We start from the raw sequence: 23,869 nt of genomic DNA, 5'->3' as shown, positions 1-23,869 counted from the left end.
GTTCAGGTCAGCAGCACGATCATTCCGGCGCTCAGCGCCATGGCGCCGAGGTAGAGCGCCCAAGCCCGCAAGCCGCGGTCTCTGCGCCCCGGGCGATCGGCCCCGTCCTGCGCGCCGCGCGACAGCAAGGCCCCGGCCGCGTAGAGCCCCGCGGCGACCACCGCGGCCGCGATCAGGTTGCGGCCTTCGCTCATGTCGTCGCTGGCGTCGAGCCAGACGGCCGATGCCGCGCCCGTCATCGCGACCAGGCTGACCGCGCGCCAGCGGTTCAGCCGGCTCACCGCCGGATCGAAGCGCGGCTGCCGCAGGCGGTCGCCGTCGGGCGCGGTCGTCGTCGCGGTCCCGGGCGGCGCCCAACCGGGCGACTTGAACAGCACGCGGACCCGGTCCGCCCACCGGGGCGTGTTTCGCGCGCGCTCGAAGAGCTCGCCATAGAACTGGCCCACCGCCTTCAGCGGGTTCCAGCTGTGCAGCGGCTTGACCGTGCCGTACACGCAGGGGTCGGTCTCCTCGGCGAAGGTGCCGAACATCCGGTCCCAGATCACCAGCACCGCGCCGTAGTTCTTGTCCAGGTAGCCCGGATTCACCGCATGGTGGACGCGGTGGTTGGACGGCGTCGAGAACACCCGGTCCATCCATCCCAGGCGCCCGATGTGCTCGGTGTGGATCCAGAACTGGTAGATCAGCACGAACAGTCCCGCCGCGACGTACTGCGCCAGCGGCATGCCCAGCAGCGCCATCGGCAGGAAGAACGGCCAGCCCATCACCGCATAGAAGCTCTCCTGGCGCAACGCGGTCGTCAGGTTGAAGTGCTCGCTCTGGTGGTGCACCGTGTGCGCCGCCCAGAAGAGGGCGCTCTCGTGACTGACGCGGTGCAGCCAGTAGTCGCAGAAGTCGTAGGCGACGATCGCCGCGCCCCAGCCCCACCAGCCGTCCCAGATCGAGCCCGGCACCAGGGCCAGATGCGGCTGCAGCCACGCGTACATGCCGTTCTGGAACAGCGGCGTGATCGCGGCGACCGCCAGGCTCATCAGCCCCTGGCTCAGGCTGCTGATCGAATCGGACAACCGGTAGGTGTCACGTCCCTTCAACCGTCCCCAGAGCCACTCGAAGGCGATCAGGAGGCCGAACAGCGGGACGGCGATGAGGAGGACGCGATGCATGGCGGACGGCTTGGGAAGAACGGCTTGGGAAGAACGGCTCGGGAAGGGCGGCGCGGGGGACAGGGTCAGGACTTGCCTGGAGGCGGCCGGGGGCGCGGTTTCAGAACCGGTACCAGAGGCTGGCGCTGAAGGTCTGCTGCGTCCTGGCGGTCGTCAGCGGCGACCGCGACGCGTCGCCGACCAGCCGCGCGTCCAGCCACTGGCCGCTGACGGACCAGCGCTCGGAGAACTTGTGCTCGCCGCTGAAGGCGATGCTCCAGTCCATCATCCCGGCACGCGGATGCCATTCGGACAGTCCGCTGGCGAGGGATTCGCGGGGGCCGATGCCGTAGCTGCTCCGCAGGTGCGCGCCGTTGGCCGCCGTGGCCCCCAGCGTGACGGCGATGAACTCGTCGCCGAGGGGGATGCCGGAGGTGAGGCCGAGCTCCAGCAGCTGGCCGTCATGGCGGCGGCCGCTGCCCCAGGAGAAGCCCGACTGCAGCATCAGCCAGGAGGTCGCCTGGACGTTGGCGAAGGCCTCGGTGGTGACGCGCGATCCGAGCCGATCGATGCCCTTGGGCGTGACCCGCGACGGCCGCCCGAACTGCGGCCAGAGCCGCGCGCCGACCTGCCAGGTCTGGGCCGTCTCTGCATTGGCAAGCAGCGGCACCAGGTTCCACCCGACGCCGAGGTCCGTGGAGACGAAGGCGCCGTTCGGCGTCAGGACTTCCAGCGCGGGCAGCAGGTCGGTGCTGGGCGCGCGGCTGCCGGGCGCCGACGGCCAGCTGCGCGTCGACAGCCCGCCTGACCAGCTCGTCGCCGACGGCGGGGCGTCCATCAGCACCAGGCTGCCCGCCGCCCAGACCGGTGAGGTACCGGCCCACAGCCCGGCCCCCAGCCCGGCAAAGAGGACCGCCAGGGCGGACAGCGGGGCGCGGCGGACGATCGAGGGGCGGTGCGCGGGGCGAGGAAGGGTGGCGTGGTGCATGAGGGGCGGACAGCTGCCGGGATTCTAGGGAGCGGGCCCCGTCGCGACCTTGCTGGAGCCTGTCGGTCGCCGGGCGTCTCACCGCAGGGGGGCTCGATCGGATTCCCACCAAAAGGGGGGATGGCGCGCGCATGTCCGGATCTATAAATAGGGATGGTGTGTGACAACGTTGGCGATCCCAATCTGCAACATGTCGTCACAAGTGTTTCCGACATCACCCCTCAGGGTTCCCCCTGAAGAGGGGGCGACACAAGTGACCATCGGCCTATCATGCGGGCCTTCTCCGGCGTGAAGTAGAGGGTGACGACGACCGTGCCGGAGACCCATCGGTCAGTCGAAAAAGGGAGGCCCTATGGAAGCAGTGTCCGTTGCCCGCACGTTCGAGGCGGCTGGAAGTGGAGGCTATGCGTTGCCGGCGGTGAAGCGCCGCGTGCTCCTGGTCGACGACCACGAGCTGGTGAGGGCGGGGATCCGCACGCTGTACCAGTCGCTGGATGAGATCGACATCGAGTGGGTGGAGGCGGCGTCGCTGCAGGAAGGCCTGCAGGCGTACGCGCGGGCCGGGGCGGTGGATGCCGTGCTGCTGGACCTGAACCTGGGGGACTGCAAGGGCCTGCAAGGCCTGCGGCAGTTCATGGAGGCCTATCCGGAGGCTCGCGTCGTCGTCTTCAGCGGCACGCAGGATGAATTCGTCGTCCGTCAGGCGCGGGCGCTCGGCGCCGTGGGCTACCTGCCCAAGGGCGCGATGATGGCCGAGATGCGCAGCACGCTGCGCGCGCTGCTGGCCGAGGGCCAGCGCCATCGCCAGTCGCAGTCGGGCACCTTGTTCCCGCGTTTCCCGTCGTCGGCGATGTACGACCGCGTGGCCGAGCTGGGCCCGCGCCATCTGGAGATCCTCGAGCTGGTGCTGTCCGGTTGCAGCAACCAGGAGATCAGCAACTCCACGCAGCTGTCGCTGGGCACGGTGAAGAACTACGTGTCCTCGCTGCTGCTGGCGCTGGACGTCAAGTCGCGCTCGCACATGATCAGCCTCTTCCGCTGACGCGGTGGCCACGGTCCACCGCGGCGGACACCGGGTCGAGGAACAGGCGCCCGACACGAGCTTTCCGCCGACCGAGCTCTTCATCGACTCGCGCATCGACTCGCCGGACGTCCCTGACGTGCCGGCGAGCGTCGTTTCTGGCCCGCCGTCCGGTGCTTCATCGAACGGCGGCAAGGTCGCGCCCGGTGTGCCCAGTGCGCCCGCCGCAGACCGCGCCGCAGGGCCATTCGCGCCCCCTGGCCCCTCGACACCCGGCACTCGCGCAGGTGATGCCGGCTCCGGGGCTCCGGCGCCGGCGGTTGCGGCGGCGCCGCCTCCGGCCGACGGCCCGGGCGCACGTCCGAAGCGCGCCCGGCGCCCCCCCAGGCCCAGCCTCTTCGTCGCGGTCGCCGGCGCCGTGCCCGAGAACGACGAATCCGTCCAGGAAGGCCGCCGCCGCGAGCGCCGCGCGATCGCACGCCGGCTGCAGGACGCCGGCTTCGACGAGGCCTGGAGCCATTGGCCCTGGCTGCTGACGGCGGTGGCCGTGCCGCTGGTCTCGGCGCTGCTGCGCGGCATGCCGGCGGCGGGCCTGGTCGCCTGGGTCTTCGGCGTCATCGCGCTGGCGCTGGGCTGCGTCTTCACCGCGCGGTCGCTGTCGCACCGCGGGGCCAGGTCCGACAGCAGCCGCATGGCCTTCTCCGACCGCGAGGGCCGTCGCCTGCTCTACCTGCAGGCGGCCGGCTGCCTCTTCCTGCTCAGCCTGCATCCGTGGCTGGCCGAATCGCCGGGCGCGCGCGGGCTGCTGACCGGGCCGCTGCTGGCGGCCACGGCGGCGGTGGTCGGCGTGCTGCTGGCGCCGATGGGGCGCTGGTCGGCGGTGATCGCGGTGCTGCCCGCCTCCGAAGGCCTGGCCCGGCTCTTCGACCCGAGCGCGCGGCCCGGCGCCGGCCCGGTCTGGTTCCTCGCCGCGGCGGTGGTCGGCGGGCTGGCCCTGCTCGAGCATCACCGCTGGCAGCGCGCCAAGCGCCTGCTGATGGAGCAGGACCTGCAAGTCAGCACGCTCGAGCAGGACCGCGACGGCGCGATCCGTGCCGACCAGGAGAAGAGCCGCTTCCTCGCGATCGCGAGCCACGACCTGCGCCAGCCGGTGCATGCGCTGGGGCTCTTCGCCGCGAGCCTGGAGCGTCGCCTGCAAGGCACCGAGGAGGAGCCGCTGATCCGCAACGTCATGCGCTCGATCGAGGGGCTGGAGCGGTCCTTCAACGCCATGCTCGACATCTCTCGTCTGGACGCCGGCACGGTCGAGCCCAACCTCCAGCACTTCACCTTGCGCGACCTGTTCCGGCGGCTGCACATGCACTACGCAGGCCAGGCGGAGGGATCGGGACTGGGGCTGCGTTTCTCGCCGGGCGGCAAGTCCGTCACCAGCGATCCGCAGCTGCTCGAGCGCATCCTGGGCAACCTGATCCAGAACGCGATCAAGTACACGGAGGAGGGCGGCGTGGTGGTGGTCGCGCGCTCGACCTCGACCCACCTCAACCTCGAGGTCTGGGACACCGGCATCGGCATCAAGTCCAGCGACCTGCCGCGCATCTTCGCGGAGTTCTACCAGGTAGGCCAGAGCGAGCGCAGCCGCACGCAGGGCCTCGGCATGGGCCTGGCCATCGTCAAGCGGCTGGCGCATCTGCTGGGCTACCGGCTCATGGTCGCGTCGCGGCCCGGGCGGGGCACGATGTTCCGGCTCAGCATCCCGCTGGGCGGGCTGCCCGAGATCCCCGAGTTCACGACCGCCGCGGACACCGTGCCCATGCCGGTGATGGAGCCGCGCTCGGTGCTGGTCATCGACGACGAGGAGCCCATCCGCATCGGCCTGCAGCTGCTGCTGGAGGAATGGGGCTACGAGTCCATCATCGCGGCGACCGCGGCCGAAGCGGCCGAGGCGGTGCGCACGCGCGCCGAGCCGCCGGACCTGATCCTGTCCGACCTGCACCTGGGCGACGGCCCGGACGGCATCGCCGCCATCCGCGCGGTGCGCGAGCTCTGCCGCATGGAGGTGCCGGCGATCCTCGTCACCGGCGACACCAGCCGCGAGGAACTGCGCCGCGCCACCGAGAGCGGTCACACCGTGCTCTTCAAGCCCCTGCAGCCGCGCAAGCTCTTCAACGCCCTGCGCGGCATGGTGTCCTGAAGCCGGGCGAGGGTCGCGCGTGGGCGCCCCATGGCGCCTACAGTAACGGGCCCTTCACGCCGCTCCACGATGACCACGACCTTCGAGACCCTGACGCCCCGCCGCCTGACTTCCGCGGCCTGGGCGTTGCGCATCCAGTTCTTCGTCTCGGGCGCGTTGTTCGCGACCTGGGGCGTGCACGTGCCGACGGTGAAGGCGCATTACGGCCTGGGCGAGCAGTCGCTCGCGATCGCGATGCTGGCCTCGGGGATTGGCGCGCTGCTTGCGCTGACGCAGGCTGGGCGCGTCGTGGCGCGCTTCGGTCCCCGCGGTGTCGCGGGCTTGACCGGTGTGTTGTGCGCGGCTGGCGTCTCGATGCTGATCGCGCCCAGCGTGTACCTCGGGCTCGTCCTGCTGCTGATGCTTTTCGGCGCGACGGCGAGTCTCTTCGACGTCGCCATCAACGCCGAGGCCACCGAGATCGAGCACCTCGCCGGACGTCCGCTGATGAGCGGTTTCCATGCGATGTTCAGCCTCGGCGGCATGGTCGGCGCGGGCGTCGGCAGCCTGCTGCCGTTCCTGGGCTGGACGCCGCAGACGCATCTGCTGGTGGCCTGCGGCACGGGCATGGCGCTGATCCTGGGCGCCTGCGTGGCGATGCTGAAGATGCGCACCGACGCCGGCCAGTCGCAGCCGCTGAGCCTGCCGCGCGGCGTGCTCGCGCTGATCGGCACGCTGGCGGCGCTGGGACTGATCGCGGAAGGCGCCATGTACGACTGGAGCGTGCTCTTCATGAAGCAGGAGCGCGCCAGCGATGCCAGCCTGTCGGCGCTCGGTTACGCGAGCTTCAGCCTGGCGATGGCGCTGGGGCGCTTCGGCGGCGACTGGGTACGGGCGCGCGTCGCACCGGTGCCCTTGATGGTCGCGAGCGGGCTGCTGGCGGCCGCCGGCATGGCCACCGCGCTGCTGGTGCCGGTCGCGTCCGCGGGCCTGCTGGGCTTCGCGCTGGTCGGGCTGGGCCTGTCCAACGTCGTGCCGGTGCTGTTCAGCGCGGCCTCGAAGGTGCCCGGCGTCAGCGCCGCGCACGGCATCGCGGCCGTCTCCTCGCTGGGCTACCTGGGCATGATGGCGGGTCCGCCGCTGATCGGCATGATCGCGGAGCACACCTCGCTGACGGCCGGCCTGTCCTGCGTCGTCTTCTTCGCGCTGTTCATGGCCGCGAGCGCCCAGCGCGCGCTGGGCGGCACCTCGCGCGCGACCGCCTCCGCCGCCGCCGATTGAGCGCCGTGTAGGCGAACGCCCGACACCGGCATCGGGCGTTCGCCGAGGCCACGATGCGACGATGCCCGCGTGTCACGGCACCTCGGCGTCCCTACAGTTGATCCTGACAACGGAATTCGAGCTTCCGTTGTTCATGCTTCTCTCTCGCATGGTCCGCCTTTTCCCTCTGCAGGCGGACGAACTTTCGGCCCCGGTCTCACGACCGGGGCCTTTTCTTTTTGGGCGGCGTTGGTTCGCACTGAGCCGAGCGCAAGAGCCTCGGCGCGCGTGCGTGACTGCCGGCCTCGGCGCGCGTGCCTAAGATGCGTGCCCATGAACAGCATTCCACCGACGCAACGGCTGCCCATCGACTGGCGCGGTCAGCCGATCGAGATCGATTACGCCTGGGTCAACAACGCGATCGGCGACGCGATCGGCGATGCGATCACCGACGCGCCGGTGATGGTGTTTCTCCACGAGGGGCTGGGCTCGATCGCGATGTGGCGCGACTTCCCGACGCGCCTGTGCGAGGCGGTCGGCATGCGCGGGCTCGTGTACTCGCGGCCTGGCTACGGGCGCTCGACGATGCGCGCGCCGGACGACCGATGGGACGTCGACTACCTGCACCGCCAGGCGCATGAGGTGCTGCCGGCGGTGCTCGCGGGCCTGGGCGTGACGTCGCCGCCCTGGCTCTTCGGGCACAGCGACGGCGGCTCGATCGCGCTGCTGCATGCGGCGAAGCGGCCGACGGCGGGGGCTGTCGTTGCCGCACCGCACATCGTCGTCGAGGACATCTCCCTGGACGGCATCCGCAAGACCGTCGAGCTCTACCGGGCGGGCCCTCTGCGAGAACGCCTGGCGCGCTTCCACGACGATCCTGATTCGCCGTTCGGCGGATGGAGCGGCACGTGGCTGAGCGCCGCCTTCCGTGACTGGTCGATCGTCGAGGAGATCCGCGCGATCACCTGTCCGGTGCTGGCGATCCAGGGGATGGACGATGAGTACGGCACGTTGGAGCAGATTCGTGGCATCCAACGAAATGTCCCGCAGACGACGCTTCTCGAGCTTCAGGCATGCGGACACTCGCCGCATAAGGACCGACCGGCGGAAGTGATCGCGTCAGTCAAAGAGTGGTTGGGGACGGTGGGGCGCGGGGTTTTGGCGCTTGACGCCAAGGCCCTGCGCTCCAGCGGCCAACGCCCTGGCGAGGGCAGGTAGGCGGTCTCAGACCGTCAGCAACCCCATCGTCATCGCCTTCAACGTCGCCGCGGCCCGCGTGCTGCATTCGAGCTTGCGGAACGCGCTTTCCAGATGCGTCCGCACGGTCGCCGGGCTGATGCCGAGCACCTTCGCTGCTTCCTTGTTGCTCTCGCCGACGGCGATGCGTCCGAGCACTTCGGTCTCGCGCGCGGAGAGCGTGATGCCGGCGACGGGACCGGCAGCTGAGGGCGCGGGCGCGGGCGAAACCACCCGACGGCGCTCGGCCCCGCAGACGGCCTCGGCTGCTTGCGGGTCGAGGCGTCCGGCGGCCACTTCCCGGCCCATGGCTGCGCGCGCGGCGTCGGTGTCGAGCGCGGGCTCGCCGGGTCGTGGTGTCCGAAGGGTCACCCAGGCCGTTGCCGCAGCCAGCACCCGCGCGGGCATCGGGATCGCCGCGCCCGCCGCGCTGCGGAAAGCGCCGGACCCGTCCATGCGTTCATCGACATAGGACGCCAGCTCCGCCTCCGCCTGCAGCGCGGTCAGGCGGCGCGCGGCGCGTCCGGTCCAGTAGGACATCAGGCGGAGCTTCTCGCGATCGGCTTCGCCGAGCCGGCGGCCTTCGCTCCAGATCGCGTTCGGCACCGACGCGCGGCCGATGCCGTGCAGCAGGCCGGCGCGATGGAGCCGCGCCAGCGCTGCGGCGTCGAAGCCGAGCACCGCGCCCGCCTCGCGGGCCGCATCGGCCACGCGCCGCGACAGGCCCGTCATCCAGGGGAGCTTGAGGTCGATGACATCGGCGACCAGTTCGAGCGGTGTCTCGAGTTTGTCCAGCGAGCCCAGCGAGCCCAGCGCGGCATCGAGATCCCCGGCATCGTGGCCGGGCCCACGGTCATGGCCGACGGCGCGCGCGCCGCCTTCATGCGCACCGGCCTCCAGCGCGGACATCCAGGTCCGCGCATGCCTCGTCACGAGGTCCACCAGCGCCTTCGGGTACTTCGCGTCCGACCGCTCGCCGATGTAGCGCAGCGCCGCGGCCACGCCGTGCACCCGCGAGAAGATCTCCAGGTCCCCCGCCAGCGCCACATGGAACACCACCGCGGGCACCTCGTCGCCGCGCAGGCCCTCGGGCTTGCCGTGACCGTTCCAGGTCTCGAAGAGATGGCGCATCGCGCGCTCGATGTTGGCCGGCAGGCCCAGCAGACGGGCGATCTCGCCGGCGACCTCGCAGTGGATCAACGCCGCCTCGCCGAGCGTGCCGGCCAGCGCGGACGCTTCCTCGGCCGAGCCGTTGGACAGCATCGCGTCGCGTCCGCCGACGTCGTCGCCCATCAGCACCGAGAACTCGGGCGCGTTGGCCGTGCAACCGGACCAGCGCAGCAGCGCCACGCAGCCCGCGTGGCCGGGCGCCTGATCGGCGTCGCGACCGAGCGCGAGCCCCTCGGTCCGGGCGGTTTCGGCGATGCGGGCGGCGAGCCACGCGGTCCGCGTCGAATGGTCGACGGGCTGCCCCATGCTGAGGTCGCCCACGAACGCGAGCGCGCGCACGGCGTCGAGCACCGGTACGCGCGAACCCGTCGCAGGGACGCTTCCGGTCGCCGCGGTCGCCGCGGCCGGCGAGGCTGACGAGACCGACGAAGCGTCGGGAGAAATCGAAGGGGGCAGGGGAGAAGGTTCAGTCACGGCATCCCAGGGGCAAAGTCCAACGCGCCGCGGGCACCGCGCCATGGGTGCCCGCGGACGGCGCGGACCTTACCGGGATTGCCGGACGGCGTCCAGGATGACCTTGGCGACCGCTTCGGGCTGCGACTGCTGCGGCACGTGCGAGCTGTCGACCTTCGTGACCTTGGCGCCGGCGCGCTTGGCCATCGAGGCCTGCGCCTCAGGGGAGATCATGTGGTCGGCCGTGGCCAGCAGGTAGTACGAGGGCTTGGTCTTCCACGCCGCGGTCGTCACCGTCTGCTCGAAGGCCTTGGCCTGGATCGGGCCTTGGGTCGCCGTCATCACGGCGGTCGTCGCCGGGGGCAGGTCTTGCGCGAAGTGGTTCTTCATGCCTTCCGCGGTCAGGCTGAGCCAGCCCTGCGCGTCCGCCTTGAAGTGGGCCACGCCGGACGGCGTCGGGAAGCCCTTGCCCTGTTCGCCGGAGTTCTGGCCCGAGTCGGGCGCGAACGCGGCCACGTAGACCAGCGAGGCGACCTTGTCCGAATTGCCGGCTTCGGTGATCACCGTGCCGCCCCACGAGTGGCCGACCAGCACGACCTTGCCGGGCTGCGCGTCGATCGCGCGGCGCGCGGCGGCGACGTCGTCGGCCAGCGAGCTCAGCGGGTTCTGCACTGCGGTGACCTGCACCCCTTCGCGCTGCAGCAGCGGGATGACCTTGGCCCAGTCGGAACCGTCGGCGAAGGCGCCGTGGACGATGACGACCGAGGGCTGGGCCGAGGCCACCGGCGAGGCGGCCAGTGCGGCGGTCGACAGTCCGGCCGAGGCGGCGAAGGCGCTGGCGGCGATGGCGGTGGCGATGAAGCGGCGGGTGATGTTCATGGTGAGCTCCTGGTGGTTGGGAGGGTGTCGGAACAGGGCTCTACTGTCGCGATCCGAGGCCGCGACCGGTATCGGACGAATGTCCGAGGGCGACGACAGCGCCGCTTCCGAGGTCCCCGGCGTGTCCCCTGGAGCAGGTGACAAGCAGGTGACAAAAGGGGTGACATCGCCCCGAAATGCCCATTGGTGTTTACGCGGAGCCCGCCACACTCCCGGCGGGCAATGCTGCAACGCGTCAAGCGCCGATCCGCGCCGGCCGGGCGGATGCCGCCACCGTCAAGCGACCCGCGCGCGCCCTCATGTCTTCCCGCATCCCTAATGCGGATGCGTTTGCGCGGCGTTTGCGACCCGCCGGGGCGGGCTGCTCCGGCAAGTCCTGACCCCGCCGCCCGGGCGTCCCCCGGCCCGAAAGCGTCACCCCCTAGGGAAACAACCACCCCCGCACCGAGGGGGAACCCCGGCCCGACCCCCTCGTGCTCTCCGTGACAAGAGTCACAGAATCGACACGCCCGAAGGTCGTCCTCCCGCCGGCCCTCAGCAGTCAAGACGGCGCCTCGCACCACGGCGCGCCGTCGCCACAAGTCCAGGTGGACATCCCACCTTCCTCCTGAAGAAGGACGTAGAACATGTTCAAGAAGACCTGTCTGGCCCTGGCGCTCGTCGGCGCCGCGGCCGCGGCCCACGCGGGGCCCACCCTCATCAACGAGGGCTTCGACGACGTCACCGCGCTGCCCGGCTGGCTGATCTCCAACCAGGGCACCCCCGGCGTCGGCACCACCGAGCCGTGGGTCCAGGGCGACCAGTCGATCTTCACCGCGCTGAGCGGTGCGGCCAATTCCTACATCAGCTCCAACTACAACAACGTGCCGGCCGGCGGCACGCTGTCGAGCTGGCTGATCAGCCCGGTGTTCTCGGCCGCCGAGAACCTGGAAGTGTCCTTCTGGGCCCGCGGCGACATCGTCCCCGGCTTCTTCGACCAACTGACCTATGGCCTGGTCAACGCCGCCGGCGTCTTCAGCAGCTTCGCGCCGCAGGCGACCGTGACGGTGACGGGCGACTGGACCCAGTACAGCTTCCAGCTGGCGGGTCAGGGCGCCGGTTCGACCTCGCGCTTCGCCATCCAGTACATCGGTGCCGGCGACAACGCGGCCTACGTGGGTGTCGACAACGTCACCGTCAACGTGCCCGAGCCGTCGACCTGGGCCCTGGCCGGCGTGAGCCTGCTGGGCCTGCTGGCCGCGCGCCGCCGCAAGCAGTCCTGAGCCGCATTCCGCGCCCTCGCGTCATCGCGTATCGCGTATTGCTTCATCGGAACTTCCGAGTCATCTCCGCAAGGACAAAGACCATGATCACCCGCATTTCCCTGGGCCTGGCGATCGCCGCGGCCCTGCCGCTGGCGGCGCAGGCTCACGAAGCCGCCACTGCGGCTGCTGCTCCTGCCGCCACGCCGGCCTCGCTGTCCGTGGCCGACGCGGCCGCGGCAGCCACCGCCGCCGATACCAACAACATCATCATCGTGCGTGACGCCGACACCGGCCTCCTGCGCCTGGCGACTCCCGAGGAGCACAGCGCCCTCAAGGCGCTGCCCGCCAACGCCAACGCCCGGGCGCGTGTCGCCTCGCGCGCCGCCGCGCTGACGCCGCTGGTCAAGCAGCATCGCAGCGGCGCAGTCGGTGTCCGCCTGACCGACGACATGGTGAGCCAGTCCGTCATGGTGCGCGGCGCCGACGGCAAGCTCATCGAAGCCTGCTTCGCCAGCAAGGAGGAGGCCGAGGCCTTCATGAAGAACGGCGGCGCGGTCGCCAAGTCGGCCCTGCCCACGGAGTAAGCCATGCAGCAATCGTTCAAGAAAACCGTCCTTCGCACGGCCCTGCTGGCCGCGCTGTGCGGCGCCGGCGTCGCGCAGGCCGCCACCATCGTCATCCAGAGCCGTGACCCCGCGGGCGTGGGCTTCAACGACACGACGCCGGTCGCGCCGGTCGGCGGCAACCCCAAGACCACGCTGGGCGAGCAGCGCATGTACGTCTACCGCTACGTGGCGGACGTGTGGGAAAAGGCGCTCGACAGCAACGTCACGATCACCGTGAACGCCGGCTGGGAAGCGCTGACCTGCACCTCGTCGCAGGCGGTGCTCGGCAGCGCCGGCGCCTGGAACATCTGGCACGACTTCCCCGGCGGCACGCCGGGCACCTGGTACCCGCAGGCGCTGGCCAACAAGCTGGCCGGCGAGAACCTGAGCGCGGACCAGCCTCCCGGCCCTTCCGGCTACGACAACGTCGACATCAAGACCCAGTTCAACATCAACCTGGGCAAGACCGGCTGCCTGGACGGCTCGTCGTTCTACCTGGGGCTGGACGGCAACTTCGGCACCGGCGTGAACTTCGTCGAGACGCTGCTGCATGAACTGGGCCACGGCCTGGGCTTCTCCGTGCTGACGGTCTACACCGGTTCGGTCGCCCCCGCGGTTGGCTACCGCCTGAATGCGGACGGCACGGCCTACGTCTCCAGCGGTGGACTGCCCAGCGTCTGGGAGCAGTACATGTATGACAACACGGCGGGCAAGAGCTGGCTGACGATGACCAGCGCAGAGCGCGGCGCATCGGCGGTCAACCCGCTGGGCCTGGCCTGGACCGGTCCCAACGTGCTGGCGGGCGCCGGCATGCTGGCGGCCACGCCGGTGCTGAAGGTCGCGAGCTCGGCGCCTGGCCAGTCCGGCCAATACGCCTACGGCACGGCCTCCTTCGGTCCCGCGGTGAGCTCCGGCCTGACGCTGGGCGGACTGGCCACGATCTCGCCGGATCCGGCCAACGGCCAGGGTTGCCTGCCGTTCAGCCCGGCTGACACGACGGCGGTGGCGGGCAAGGTGGCGGTCATCGATCGCGGCGTCTGCGGCTTCGCGGTCAAGGCCAAGAACGCGCAGAACGCGGGCGCGATCGGCGTGATCATCGCCAACAACGCGGCCGGTGCTGCGCCCGGTCTGGGCGGCGCCGATCCGACGGTCGTGATCCCGACGGTCAGCGTCTCGCAGGCCGACGGCGTCAAGCTGCGCGCGGCGATCCTCGCCTCGGTGCCTTACGGCAGCCGCGGCAAGCCGGGCCTGGCGACCTCGTCGCTGTCCAGCGATCCGAGCAAGCGCGCCGGTGCCGACGCGCTGGGTCGTCCGCTGCTGTACACGCCGAACCCGATCGCCTCGGGCTCGTCCGTGTCGCATTGGGACGTGTCGGCCTCGCCGAACCTGCTGATGGAGCCGAACATCAGTCCCGACCTGGGCCTGATCCTGGTGCCGCCGAAGGACCTGACCAAGCCGCTGCTGAAGGACCTGGGCTGGTAATCCCGCCCGGTGCCGACACCCGACGACCCCCTCGAGGGCGAGTCGGGTAGGATGGGCCTCGAAAGCCTGGTGCGAAAGCGCCAGGCTTTTTTCTTGCACGCGGCAGCCGGCCGCCGCCTGAACTCACTCGGATGTCGTAGGCATGTCGTGGACATGTCGTGGACATGACGTGGGCATGACGCGGGAATGTCGCTCCGACGGGCGATGAGATCCGCCATGCGGACGATCGAGGGGGCGAAGGGGGCGGCTGGTTGCGTCTTCAAACAGGCGGGTGGTCAGGACTGGCTGATAATCGCCGGCCCCGGCTAGCCGGAACCTGGTTTTTTACTGGAAGCATTGATGAACAAGAGTGAACTGATCGAAGGCATCGCCACCAAGGCTGGCGTGACCCGTGCCGTGGCCGCGACCGCCCTGGACGCGACCCTGGAAACCATCACCGAAGCGCTGGCCGCTGGCGACCAGATCGCCCTGGTCGGTTTCGGCACCTTCAAGGTGAGCGACCGCGCCGCCCGCACCGGCAAGAACCCCGCCACCGGCGAAGCGCTGGACATCCCGGCCTCCAAGGTCGCGAAGTTCACCGCCGGCAAGGCGCTGAAGGATGCAGTGAACAAGTAAGCCTCCCGGCTTCTTCCACTGGGCGACGCCCGCTCTGCTCACGCAGGGCGGGCGTTGTCGTTTGCAGGGTGAAGGGGCGTCAGCCCTCGCGGAAGAACTTCAGCGCCGCCAGGTCGGGGAAGGCCGTCGGCCGCTTGGCCTGCGCGGCCGCGAAGGCCTCCATCAGGTTGCTGTTCTGCCAGATCGCCGCCTGCAGCCAACCCATCTGCTGGAGGCTGTCCTTGACGCCGTGATCGCGGGCGTAGTGGATGGCCTGCTTGCTGCCCCAGACGGCGACCGGCGGCTTCTGCGCGATCTCGCGCGCGCACTGCAGCGCGGCCTCGACGCACTCGGCCTGCGTCGCGAAGACGTCGTTGACCAGGCCCACCGCCTGCGCCCGCGCCGCCGGCATGCGGCGCCCGGTGTAGGCCAGTTCCTTGACCACGCCCAGCGGCACCAGCTTGGGCAGGCGCTGCAGCGTGCCCAGGTCGGCCACCATGCCGATGTTGATCTCCTGGATGCAGAAGAACGCGCCGGTCTCCGCGTAGCGGATGTCGCAGGCCGCCACCAGGTCCACCGCGCCGCCGATGCAGCCGCCGTGGATGGCCGCGATCGTCGGCACGCGCAGGTCGTCGAGCTGGTTGAAGGCCCGCTGCATGTCGGCCAGCAGGTCGACGATCGCCGCGCGGCCTTCGGCGCTGCGGTCGTCGAGCTGGATGCCGCCGTTCTGGAACACTTCCAGCGACATCCCCGCGCTGAAGTGCTTGCCCGTCGACGAGATCACCAGCGCCCGCAGCGTCGGGCTGCGGTGGAGCTGCTCGAGCACCGCCTCCAGCTCGCGCCACAGCTGCGGCGACATCGTGTTCATCGCATCGGGCCGGTTCAGCACCAGGTGGCCGACGCCGGCTTCTTCGCTCAGGGTGAGGCAGTCCATTCGAGTCTCCTGTAGTCGTTCCTGTCGTTCCCGGCGTCCCGGTCTTCGTGCTGAAGCGGGCAGGGGGTCGGACCATGCTAGCGGGAGTCCTTCGGACGCCGCGTCAAGGACGCGACGCCCGATGCCGATTGGAGAGCGCTCTCAGGCGCCGACCAGTTCCTCCGCCGGACCGAAGAACTCATAGCGGAGCTGCGCCGTCGGCACGCCGAGCGCGCGGCCCGCGCGGTAGACCGCCTGCATGAAGGGCTTCGGGCCGAGCAGGTAGAGGTCGACGTCGCGGTCCTCGGGCAGGTGACGCGCGAGCAGCGCATCGGTGACGTAGCCGACCTCATGGGGCTCATCGCCGTCACGCGGCGCGTCGTAGACATAGAGCGCCCGGACGTTGTCATGCGCCGCCGCGAGCAGGTCCACGCGCTCCCGGAACGCATGCACGCCGCCATGACGCGCCGCGTGGATGAAGCGGATCGGGCGCCCGCTGGCCGCCGCCGATTCGAGCATCGCCATGGCCGGCGTGATGCCCACGCCGCCCGTGACCAGCACCAGTGGTCGGGTGGCCGTGGCGTCGAGCGTGAACTCACCCGCCGGCGCCTGCACGGACAGGCGGGTGCCGACCTCGGCCGTGTCGTGCATCCAGTTGGACACCAGCCCGCCGTCCTCGCGCTTGATGCTGACGCGGTACCAGGGCTTGCCCGGCGCATCCGACAGCGAGTAGTTCCGCCGCACCGTCCTGCCGTCGATGTTCAGCACCAGGGTCAGGTATTGCCCCGGATGGAAGGGCGGCAGCGGCTGGCCGTCGACCGGCTCCAGGTAGAACGAGGTGATCAGCTCGCTCTCGCGCTCCTTGCGCGCGACGACCATCTCGCGCTGTCCGCGCCAGCCGCCGGGCAGCGCGGCGGTGGCGGCGTAGACCTGTTCCTCGGCGTCGATGAGCAACTGCGCCAGCGCGCCGTAGGCCTCGGCCCAGGCGGCGATGATCTCGTCGGTCGCGACGTCCGCGCCCAGCACCTCGCGGATCGCGGCCAGCAGGCAGGCGCCGACGATGGGGTAGTGCTCCGGCTGCACGCCCAGCGCCACGTGCTTCTGGATGATGCGAGGCAGGGCCGGCGCGATCTCATGCACGCGGTCGATGTGGCTCGCATACGCGAGCACCGCGCCGGCCAGCGCGCGCGCCTGCGTGCCCTCGGCCTGGTGCGCCTCGTTGAAGAAGGCCTTCAGTTCCGGATGCTCGGTCAGCATCGCGCGGTAGAAGTGCCGCGTGATGTCCTCGCCGCGCGACTTCAGCAGCGGCACCGTGGCCTGGATCAGGGCGATGGTCTGGGGATTGAACATGAGCTTCTCTACTCCGGATTCGTTGAGGATGACTGCTTCCAATCACGATCCGTGCCAGCGATATCAACTTTCAAAATCGCTCTCAAGCCGTTGATATTCATGGGAATCAATGCCATTGATGCACAAGGGTTGTCGAAATGACCGAAGATGCGCCGGTGTCGGATTGACAACAGGAAGGTCCAAGTGACGCCAGATGCCCGCTACCGCCAACTGCTGGCCGCCGTGCGCGGTCTCGTGCGATGCGACGCCGCGGCGCTGCTGCGGCTGATGCCCGACGAGGGCGTCGCGGTGCTGCAGCCGGTGGCCGTCGACGGGTTGGCGGAGGAGGCCCTCGGTCGTCGCTTTCCGGTCGCGGCACATCCACGCCTGGCGCGCCTGCTCGACAGCGGGCAGGGTCTGCGCTTCGCGTCGGACGCGGGTCTGCCCGATCCGTACGACGGGCTGCTCGAGCATCAGCAGGCGCTCGAGGCCGTCCACGACTGCATGGGCGCACCCTTGCGCGTCGACGGAAGGATCTGGGGCCTGGTGACGCTCGACGCCATGGATCCGCACGCATTCGACAGCGTCGACCCCGGCCGCCTGCAAGGCATCGTGCGTCTGCTCGAGACCGGCATCGCCGCCGAGGAAACCATCGCCGCACTGGCCCGTCGCGCCGAGCAGGAACAGGCGCTGGCACGCGCCGCGTCACGCGGCGGCTCGCGTGAGCTGCTCGGCCGCAGCGCCGCGATGGCCCGCCTGCGCGAGGAGATCGACACCGTCGCGGGCTCCGACCTCACGGTGCTGGTCCTCGGCGAGACCGGCGTCGGCAAGGAGCTCGTCGCGGAACGGCTGCATGCGCGCTCGATGCGACGCGATCGACCGCTGGTGCAGATCAACTGCGCGGCGCTGCCGGAGACGCTCGCGGACAGCGAGCTCTTCGGCCACAAGCGTGGCGCGTTCACCGGCGCGGTCGCGGACCGCAGCGGCAAGTTCGAGCTGGCCGACGGCGGCACGCTGCTGCTCGACGAGGTCGGCGAACTGCCGCTGCCGGTGCAGGCCAAGCTGCTGCGCGTGCTGCAGAGCGGCGACGTGCAGCGGCCCGGCAGCGATCGGGTGCAGAGGGTCGACGTCCGCGTGATCGCCGCCACCAACCGCGACCTGCGGGAGGAAGTGGCGCGCGGCCGCTTCCGCGCGGACCTGTATCACCGGCTGTCGGTCTATCCGCTGCACGTGCCGCCGCTGCGCGAGCGCGGCCGCGACGTGCTCGCGCTGGCCGGCGGCTTCCTGGAGGAGAACCAGCACCGGCTCGGCGCGCGCAACCTGCGGCTGTCGCCGGCGGCGTCGGCGGCCCTGCTGGCCCACGACTGGCCGGGCAACGTGCGCGAACTGGAGCACCTCATCAGCCGCGCCGCGTTGCGGGCGCTGTCGTCGGCGGGCCGGGGAGGGCGGTGGATCGCGATCGAGCCGGCGCATCTGGGTTTGTCTTCGTCGCCCGCGGCCATCGCCCCGACCGCGTCGCCCGCAGCGGCGCGCGTCGCTCCGCCCGGCGCGGAGGCCGTGTCCGCGCGGGACGCGGCGTCGGTATCACCCGAAACGCCCGAAACGCCCGGAGCGCGCGGCTTGTCCGGAAAGCCCGAAGTCATCGGCCTTCGAGAAGCCACGGACCGCTTTCAGCGCGCCTGGATCGAGGCGGCGCTGGCCCGCAACGGCGGGGCGATGGCAGCCGCCGCGCGCGAGGCGGGCATGGACCGGAGCAACTTCACGCGGCTGCTGAAACGGCTCGGCGTGCGCTCGGCGTGCGCTCGGCGTGAATCGGCCGCCGCGATAGCGCGCGGGCATCCGCGCTCGGCCGGCGCTCGGCCGGCGCTCGGCCGGCGCTCGGCCGGCGCTCGGCCGGCGAGGCGGACGGCTTGGATCAACGGCTCACGGCGACCTGATCCACGCCGGCAGCGCCGAGCATCTGAAGCGCATGCCCGCGATCGCTGAACGGGGTCGTCGAGGCGACCGCTGCCTCGCCGTTCCCCGCGGCCAGCGTCTGCTTCAACAGTCCCGCCTGGGAGATCGACGCAGCAGGCCCGTCAGGGTCTGCGGGCCCGTGTGGTCCAGAGGCCAGCCGGCGACGCGCGCTTGCAGCACGGCGGCGATCGTGCGGACCCGTTGGTCGACGTTCAGCGGCGAGGTCGAACGCCTGGGGATGTTCTCGGCGCGGGGAACGAAGGAAGCGCTGGAGGCGGTGTCGTACAAGATGCGTCGGGGGCGAGGTCGGAAGGTGTCATCAGTCCTCTTTCCTGCGAGGGCCGCCGCACGCTTTTTCGCTTGACCCGGCACGCATTTGCGAATGACGGCTCAGAGCGACTGCAACCACGCCAGCAGCGCCTCGCGATCCGCCTTCGAGAGCCGCTCGAAGCGTTGTCGCGATTTCTCCGATTCGCCGCCGTGCCACAGGATCGCCTCGGTCAAGGTCCGGGCGCGGCCGTCGTGCAGATAGCCGACCGGCGTCGACTCGGCCACCTGCGCCGTGTAGCCGATGCCCCACAGCGGCGACGTGCGCCACATCGCGCCGCGCGCCCGGCCTTCCGGCAGCGGGTCCGCCAGCGCCGGGCCCATGTCGTGCAGCAGCAGGTCGGTGAACGGCCGGATCGTCTGGTCGCGCAGCTCCGCGAACGGATGGTGCTTGCCCGTCTTCATCTCCGCGGTGTGGCAGGCCGCGCAGCGCAGCGCGTCGAACACGCGGCGGCCCGCGGCCACCTGCGCCGCGTCCACGCGATGTTCCTCCGGCGGTGCGACGCCCTTCGGGAAACCGCTCGGAAGGCTGCGCTGCGCCGGCACGGCCAACAGCTGCATGTACTGGGTCAGCGCGATCAGGTCGCTGTCCTGGATGCCCTTCTGCGCGGGCGCCGCCCGGCAGCCCGCCGGGTTGGTCGAGCAACTGCGGTTCGGGAACACGGCGGACGTCACCGACATGTCGTTCAGCAGCGCCGCGGCCACCTGATGGCGCACGCTGGCCTTGGACGCCTTCCAGCCGAAGCGGCCCAGACGCGTGGCGCCGGTTTCCGGACCGACGCTGAAGTTGGCCTTGCCCAGCACGCCGTCGGGGTCCGGCGTGGTGCGCACGCGTGCCAGGATGTCCGCCTCCGGCACGGCCTCCAGCAGGCCGACGCCGATCAGCGGCTGCGCCGCGCGGGCCGACCGCAGCTGCGGCGTGGGACCGTCGAAGCCGAGCGTCGGCTTGCGCAGCTCGACGCGGGTGCCGTCGGCCAGCGTGACCGTGCGGGACTCGAAACCGGTCACCTTGACGGCGAGGCCCCCGTCCTGGAGGGCGCCAGCGGCCGACGCCGTGTTCATCTGGATCGCCGCGCCGTAGCGCCGGTCCGGACGGACCGCGCCGTCGGCGTCTCTCTCGGCCACGTGGAAGGCCATCCCGTCCAGGCGCTGGCCCACCATGAACGGCGCGGGGCCGCGGCCGTTGTTGGTGTGGCACTGCACGCAGGACGTGGCGTTGAAGCGGGGCCCCGCCAGGTCGACGAGGGCGGCCATCGGCTCGTTGCCCGGCTCGAGGTGGACCCCGGTGACGACGCTGCTGTGGGCCGTCCGGCGGCCTTCGACGAAGCGCTGCATGTCCTGCATGCCGATGTTGCCGGCCGGCTGCTGGAACATCCGGAGGCCCTCGGCCGAATAGTTGTACGAGACGGAGCCGAGACCGCCCGACAAGGTGGACGCCGGCAGCGGCGCGCTGTTCAGGCGCGGCGCGACGCCGTGCCACGGGGTCAGGCCTTGACCGACGATGTAGAGCCACTCGTTGGCGTAGTAGCGCAGGCCGCCGCTGTCGCCCACGGCCTGCATCGAGGCCGCCGTCGCGCCCATGGCCGGCGCCACCTCGACCGGATCGCCGACCTTCAGCGGCCGGGCGTCCACCCGGACGCCGTTGGGCAGACCGTCGGCGCCGAGGCCTGCGTGGCCCGGGTAGTCCTTGATCAGGACCGTGCAATGGTCGTCGCCCCGCCGGCCGTCGGGCGGGTAGGCCGCCGGCGTGCAGATCGAGGCCGTCCTGTCGAGCAGCTCGCCGTTGTTCATCCAGCCGTAGCCGGTCACGCCGACGCGGTCGAAGGCGCGGAAGAAAGCGGTGCCGCCCGGCAGGACGTCCACCGTCGGGTGGAAGGTGTTGACCTTGAGCACGGGCCGGGTGACGCCCGGCACGCGGCTGTTGTCGATGATCTCCAGACCCCAGGTGCGGTTCCGGAAGGAGTCCGGCACGAAGCCCAGGGCGGCGCCCCGCCGCTTGTCGAGCGGATGGCGCGACGCGTCGACCGTCTCGTTGGGGCCGTAGCCGATCTCGTTCCACTCCTCGCCGCGTTCGCGGCCGTGCCGGCTCACGCCGCGATGGCCGACGCGGGTGACCAGCGTGCCGTCGGGCAGCGTGAACTGCAGCGTCTCGATCGGCGGTTGCGGTGGGAACAGCGGCACCAGCGGCGCGTCGTCGGCGGGCACGGGGAAGGGCGTCGTGACCGACTCGGGGAGCGCGTTTCCGCTGCCCGAAGCGGCGGGCGCCGCGGACGTGACGGCAACCCCTGGCGGCGTGTCGGAGGCCACGGGGGGCTCGGCGTCCTGCGGGCTGCCGTCGCCCCCGCAGGCGACCAGCAGCGCGCAGCCCACGGCGATGCCGGCCTGCCTGAACGCCATGGTGATCCCCTCCCGTGCCAGTGCGTGCGATGAGCCCCTTCGTGGAGGGGCGTGGGGCGCGAGTGTGTGCGTTTGTTTTGCCGGCCGGCAAGTTTAAATGTGTGTCGAATTGATGCCCGCAGGAACGGCAGGGCTGTCGATACCTCCGTCGAGGTAGTGACCCCGGGCGACGGAGGCATGATGTCGGGCATGAGCACCCCGGACACTTCCACGCCCCGCCGCCGCGAACAGCAGCGCTCGGCCGACACGAAGCAGACGATCCTGAAGACGGCGCTGAAGGAGTTCGCCGAACGCGGCTTCGAAGCGGCGAGCATGCGCGCGATCGCGGAGCAGAGCGGGCTCACGCACCAGCTGATCACCTATCACTTCCAGTCCAAGGAGGTGCTGTGGCAGGCCGTGGCGACGCTGGCGTACGAGGCGCTGGCGCGGGCGCGCGAGGGACTGGTCCGGCAAGCGAAACCGGCCGCGGCGATCGGGCAGCTGCGGCAGGAGTTCATCGCGTATGTCCAGTTCACGCTGGATCAGCCGCACCTGCACCGCTTCATGATGCAGCGGCGCGAAGGCGGCCCCGGCGAGGACCGGCAGGCGTGGCTGGCGCAGCATTTCCTGCGGCCGCACTTCGATCTGGCGAAGCCGCTGATCAAGGCGGCGCAGAAGGCCGGCGACCTGCCCAAGGGCGAACCGGTGCTGCTGTACTACGCGATGGTCTCGCTGGCCAACACGCTGGCCGTCATGGGTCCCGACATCGAGGCGACGACCGGGGTGTTGTCCACGGAGGCGAAGACGGCCAAGGCCTACATGAAGGTGATGGACGCGCTGCTGTTCAAGCGCGCGGACGCCGTGACCTGACCCCGTCAGGCCTGCGAGACCGCCGCCGGGTCCGGCGCCTTCGGTCCGCCGACCGCGCCGAGCGCGCCGCCCCACACGTGATAGAGCGCCTGCAGCACCACGTACTTGAGCATCTGCGTGGTGATGTTGGCGTCCTTCTCGCTGAGGCCGTGCTTCTGCATGAGCGTCGCCGGCAGGCTGGCGACCATGGCCGTCAGGCCGCCGAAGCCGGCGCTGAGGATCGCATGCGAGGTCCAGCCGACCTTGCTGGCGAAGACGTCGCCGAGCGCCTCCGGGAAGGTGGACTTGAGGTTCTTCACGTGGGCTCCGGCGCGCGCGGCGGCGCTGAGGATCTGGTCGGCCGCCGGCTTCTGCAGGTGGTCGAGACAGGCGCCCAGGTCGTCGCGCGCGAGGAAGTGCTGGAAGCCGGCGCGCCCGGCGCTGACGTCGAAGTCGTTCTTGATCACGCGCATGCCGCCGCCGCCCACGGGCAGGCCGAAGCCCGGATCGAGGCGGCCATCCATCGCGGCGCGTTGCTCCGGCTGTCCCTTGAGCTCGTAGTTGAGCATCGCCGGGATCCGCACCAGCCCGTTGCGCGCGGCGCCGTAGCTGAGGCCCGCGGCGATCGCGTTGTCCGCGGCCAGGCTGGCCTTGGTCGGTGGGTTCGCGCTGGCGATGGGTTCGGCCAACTGCTCGCCCGGCGGGCGGGTGTAGTAGGCGTCCTTGAAGGTCTTGCTGGTGGCGGCGCCGGAGGCCACGTCCAGCATCGACAGCGCGAAGCCCATCACCGCGCCGGTGATGAGCGCCGGCACGGCGACGGGCAACTGGGGCATCGCCTTGATCAGGCTGGTCAGGGTCAGGTCGGCGAGCTTGAGGTTGGCCGGGATCGTGCCGAGGTTGAAGCCGCTGGCCGAGGCCATGCCGTGCATCATGGCCGTGCCCTGGTCGCGCCACTGCACCTGCTTGAACACGGCGACGAGGTCGTCGCGGGTGTGGATGCCGCGCGAGCTCAGCACCGCGGCCTGCTGCGTGGCCAGGCGCTCGAGCGCGGGGACGTCGTCGGGGCTCTTGCGCATCGCGCTGAGCAGGTAGGCGACGCAGCCGGTGATGTCGTCGGGCAGTTTCCGCGCGAGCGAGTCGATGTCGATGCGCGGATTCACGTCGCGCGGGCTGGGGACGGTGGCCGCGCTGAGCGAGGCCAGACCGCCGGGTGCGCGCTCCACGGGCGCCGCCTCGGGCGGCGGCAGCGGATCGAAGGCGCCCGGCATGCGGCGCATCAGCTGGGAGACCTCGTCGTGCGGCTGCTGGCGGGGGAGGGCCGCGCTGTGCTCGGTCTCGGTGGCGGTGGAACGGCGCTGCTCGGTGATCGAGGGCGCGTCGACGGCCGGCCGCCGGGCGTCGCTGGACAGGGACAGCGCACTGCCGCCCGCCCCCTCGCTGGCACCGCCGCTGGCGTTCAACGGGGTCATGGGGATCTGCTCGCCGCCATGGGCGTCGGGCAGGCGCCCGGTCGTGGCGACGCTGCCGGCCGACGAGCTGCGGCTGGCCACCTTCGGCGGCGCTTGTCGCGGCGGCGTCGACGGGCGCGACCGGACCGCGCCGCCGTCGTTGTCGTTGTCGTTGTCGTTCTTCCCAGCGTCCTGCGAAGCGCGTGGGAACGACCGCCGCGCGGACAGTCCCTCGGGCAGGATGTGCTCGGCGCCGGCGGGCTTGGCGGCTTGCGGCTCGACCGCGGTCGGCGAGGCCTGCGCCGTCTGCGCCGTCAACGACGTCAACGACGTCAACGACGTTGGCGACGTCTGCGGGCTGACGAGCCTCTCGAGCGACGGGGGAGGGACGTCGATCGCGCGGGCGGTCGGGATGGTGGTGCTCATG

The 23,869-nt window shown here is 70.9% G+C and carries 18 protein-coding genes; 10 read left to right on the top strand and 8 right to left on the bottom strand.

The window, feature by feature from the left end:
• Window positions 1–2: 2 nt before the first annotated feature.
• Together AC07O8_RS25250 and AC07O8_RS25245 are read right to left on the bottom strand one after the other, a co-directional pair.
• Entirely contained in the window at window positions 3–1,163 is a 1,161-nt protein-coding gene (locus AC07O8_RS25250; protein WP_495050679.1) for a sterol desaturase family protein, read from the bottom strand.
• A 100-nt stretch (window positions 1,164–1,263) separates the two neighbouring features.
• The gene (locus tag AC07O8_RS25245) at window positions 1,264–2,130 is read right to left on the bottom strand and encodes a MipA/OmpV family protein (RefSeq protein ID WP_495050678.1); all 867 of its coding nucleotides are present in this window, start codon (window positions 2,128–2,130) and stop codon (window positions 1,264–1,266) included.
• A 352-nt stretch (window positions 2,131–2,482) separates the two neighbouring features.
• Between AC07O8_RS25245 and AC07O8_RS25240 the strand changes: the two genes are divergently transcribed.
• The 4 genes from AC07O8_RS25240 (at window position 2,483) to AC07O8_RS25225 (ending at window position 7,799) form a co-directional block, all read left to right on the top strand.
• Window positions 2,483–3,172 (top strand): response regulator, encoded by a 690-nt coding sequence (locus AC07O8_RS25240; protein ID WP_495050677.1) that lies wholly within the window; start codon window positions 2,483–2,485, stop codon window positions 3,170–3,172.
• Window positions 3,173–3,569: 397 nt separating this feature from the next.
• Window positions 3,570–5,342, top strand: a complete 1,773-nt coding sequence (locus tag AC07O8_RS25235; RefSeq protein WP_495050676.1) for an ATP-binding response regulator — start codon at window positions 3,570–3,572, stop codon at window positions 5,340–5,342.
• 69 nt (window positions 5,343–5,411) lie between these two features.
• Window positions 5,412–6,602: an MFS transporter gene (locus AC07O8_RS25230; protein ID WP_495050675.1), complete on the top strand. Its 1,191-nt coding sequence runs from the start codon at window positions 5,412–5,414 to the stop codon at window positions 6,600–6,602.
• A 312-nt stretch (window positions 6,603–6,914) separates the two neighbouring features.
• Window positions 6,915–7,799, top strand: coding sequence for an alpha/beta fold hydrolase (locus tag AC07O8_RS25225; protein ID WP_495050749.1), 885 nt, complete (start codon window positions 6,915–6,917; stop codon window positions 7,797–7,799).
• Between the two features lie 6 nt (window positions 7,800–7,805).
• Here AC07O8_RS25225 and AC07O8_RS25220 read toward each other — a convergent pair whose 3' ends face one another.
• Window positions 7,806–9,326, bottom strand: coding sequence for an HD domain-containing phosphohydrolase (locus AC07O8_RS25220; RefSeq protein WP_495050674.1), 1,521 nt, complete (start codon window positions 9,324–9,326; stop codon window positions 7,806–7,808).
• A 204-nt stretch (window positions 9,327–9,530) separates the two neighbouring features.
• Window positions 9,531–10,319, bottom strand: a complete 789-nt coding sequence (locus AC07O8_RS25215; RefSeq protein ID WP_495050673.1) for an alpha/beta fold hydrolase — start codon at window positions 10,317–10,319, stop codon at window positions 9,531–9,533.
• 626 nt (window positions 10,320–10,945) lie between these two features.
• On the opposite strand from AC07O8_RS25215, the gene AC07O8_RS25210 reads away from it, so the two are divergent.
• The 4 genes from AC07O8_RS25210 to AC07O8_RS25195 all read left to right on the top strand — a co-directional run bounded on the left by AC07O8_RS25210 (window position 10,946) and on the right by AC07O8_RS25195 (window position 14,265).
• Complete coding sequence (locus AC07O8_RS25210; protein ID WP_495050672.1) at window positions 10,946–11,581, top strand: choice-of-anchor J domain-containing protein; 636 nt, start codon at window positions 10,946–10,948, stop codon at window positions 11,579–11,581.
• Between the two features lie 83 nt (window positions 11,582–11,664).
• Entirely contained in the window at window positions 11,665–12,147 is a 483-nt protein-coding gene (locus AC07O8_RS25205) for a post-PEP-CTERM-1 domain-containing protein (RefSeq protein WP_495050671.1), read from the top strand.
• 3 nt (window positions 12,148–12,150) lie between these two features.
• Window positions 12,151–13,650 (top strand): PA domain-containing protein, encoded by a 1,500-nt coding sequence (locus AC07O8_RS25200; RefSeq protein WP_495050670.1) that lies wholly within the window; start codon window positions 12,151–12,153, stop codon window positions 13,648–13,650.
• Between the two features lie 339 nt (window positions 13,651–13,989).
• Window positions 13,990–14,265, top strand: a complete 276-nt coding sequence (locus AC07O8_RS25195) for an HU family DNA-binding protein (RefSeq protein WP_297524037.1) — start codon at window positions 13,990–13,992, stop codon at window positions 14,263–14,265.
• A 79-nt stretch (window positions 14,266–14,344) separates the two neighbouring features.
• Here the strand turns inward: AC07O8_RS25195 and AC07O8_RS25190 are convergent, their stop codons facing one another.
• Window positions 14,345–15,178, bottom strand: a complete 834-nt coding sequence (locus AC07O8_RS25190; protein ID WP_495050669.1) for an enoyl-CoA hydratase-related protein — start codon at window positions 15,176–15,178, stop codon at window positions 14,345–14,347.
• 141 nt (window positions 15,179–15,319) lie between these two features.
• Window positions 15,320–16,507: an NO-inducible flavohemoprotein gene (hmpA, locus tag AC07O8_RS25185; protein WP_495050668.1), complete on the bottom strand. Its 1,188-nt coding sequence runs from the start codon at window positions 16,505–16,507 to the stop codon at window positions 15,320–15,322.
• 183 nt (window positions 16,508–16,690) lie between these two features.
• Here hmpA and norR point away from each other — a divergent pair, with 183 nt between their 5' ends.
• The gene (gene norR / locus AC07O8_RS25180) at window positions 16,691–18,472 is read left to right on the top strand and encodes a nitric oxide reductase transcriptional regulator NorR (RefSeq protein ID WP_495050667.1); all 1,782 of its coding nucleotides are present in this window, start codon (window positions 16,691–16,693) and stop codon (window positions 18,470–18,472) included.
• Between the two features lie 360 nt (window positions 18,473–18,832).
• Here norR and AC07O8_RS25175 read toward each other — a convergent pair whose 3' ends face one another.
• Window positions 18,833–21,166 (bottom strand): di-heme oxidoreductase family protein, encoded by a 2,334-nt coding sequence (locus AC07O8_RS25175; RefSeq protein ID WP_495050666.1) that lies wholly within the window; start codon window positions 21,164–21,166, stop codon window positions 18,833–18,835.
• A gap of 189 nt (window positions 21,167–21,355) precedes the next feature.
• On the opposite strand from AC07O8_RS25175, the gene AC07O8_RS25170 reads away from it, so the two are divergent.
• Window positions 21,356–22,015, top strand: coding sequence for a TetR/AcrR family transcriptional regulator (locus AC07O8_RS25170; RefSeq protein ID WP_495050665.1), 660 nt, complete (start codon window positions 21,356–21,358; stop codon window positions 22,013–22,015).
• Window positions 22,016–22,020: 5 nt separating this feature from the next.
• On the opposite strand, the gene AC07O8_RS25165 is transcribed toward AC07O8_RS25170, so the two are convergent.
• Entirely contained in the window at window positions 22,021–23,868 is a 1,848-nt protein-coding gene (locus AC07O8_RS25165; RefSeq protein ID WP_495050664.1) for a hypothetical protein, read from the bottom strand.
• Window position 23,869: the final 1 nt, after the last annotated feature.

The organism is Roseateles sp. GW821-FHT09G09, assembly GCF_059415965.1.
Note: the sequence above shows the minus strand (reverse complement) of the source record. Positions and strands in the feature narration are given on the sequence as shown.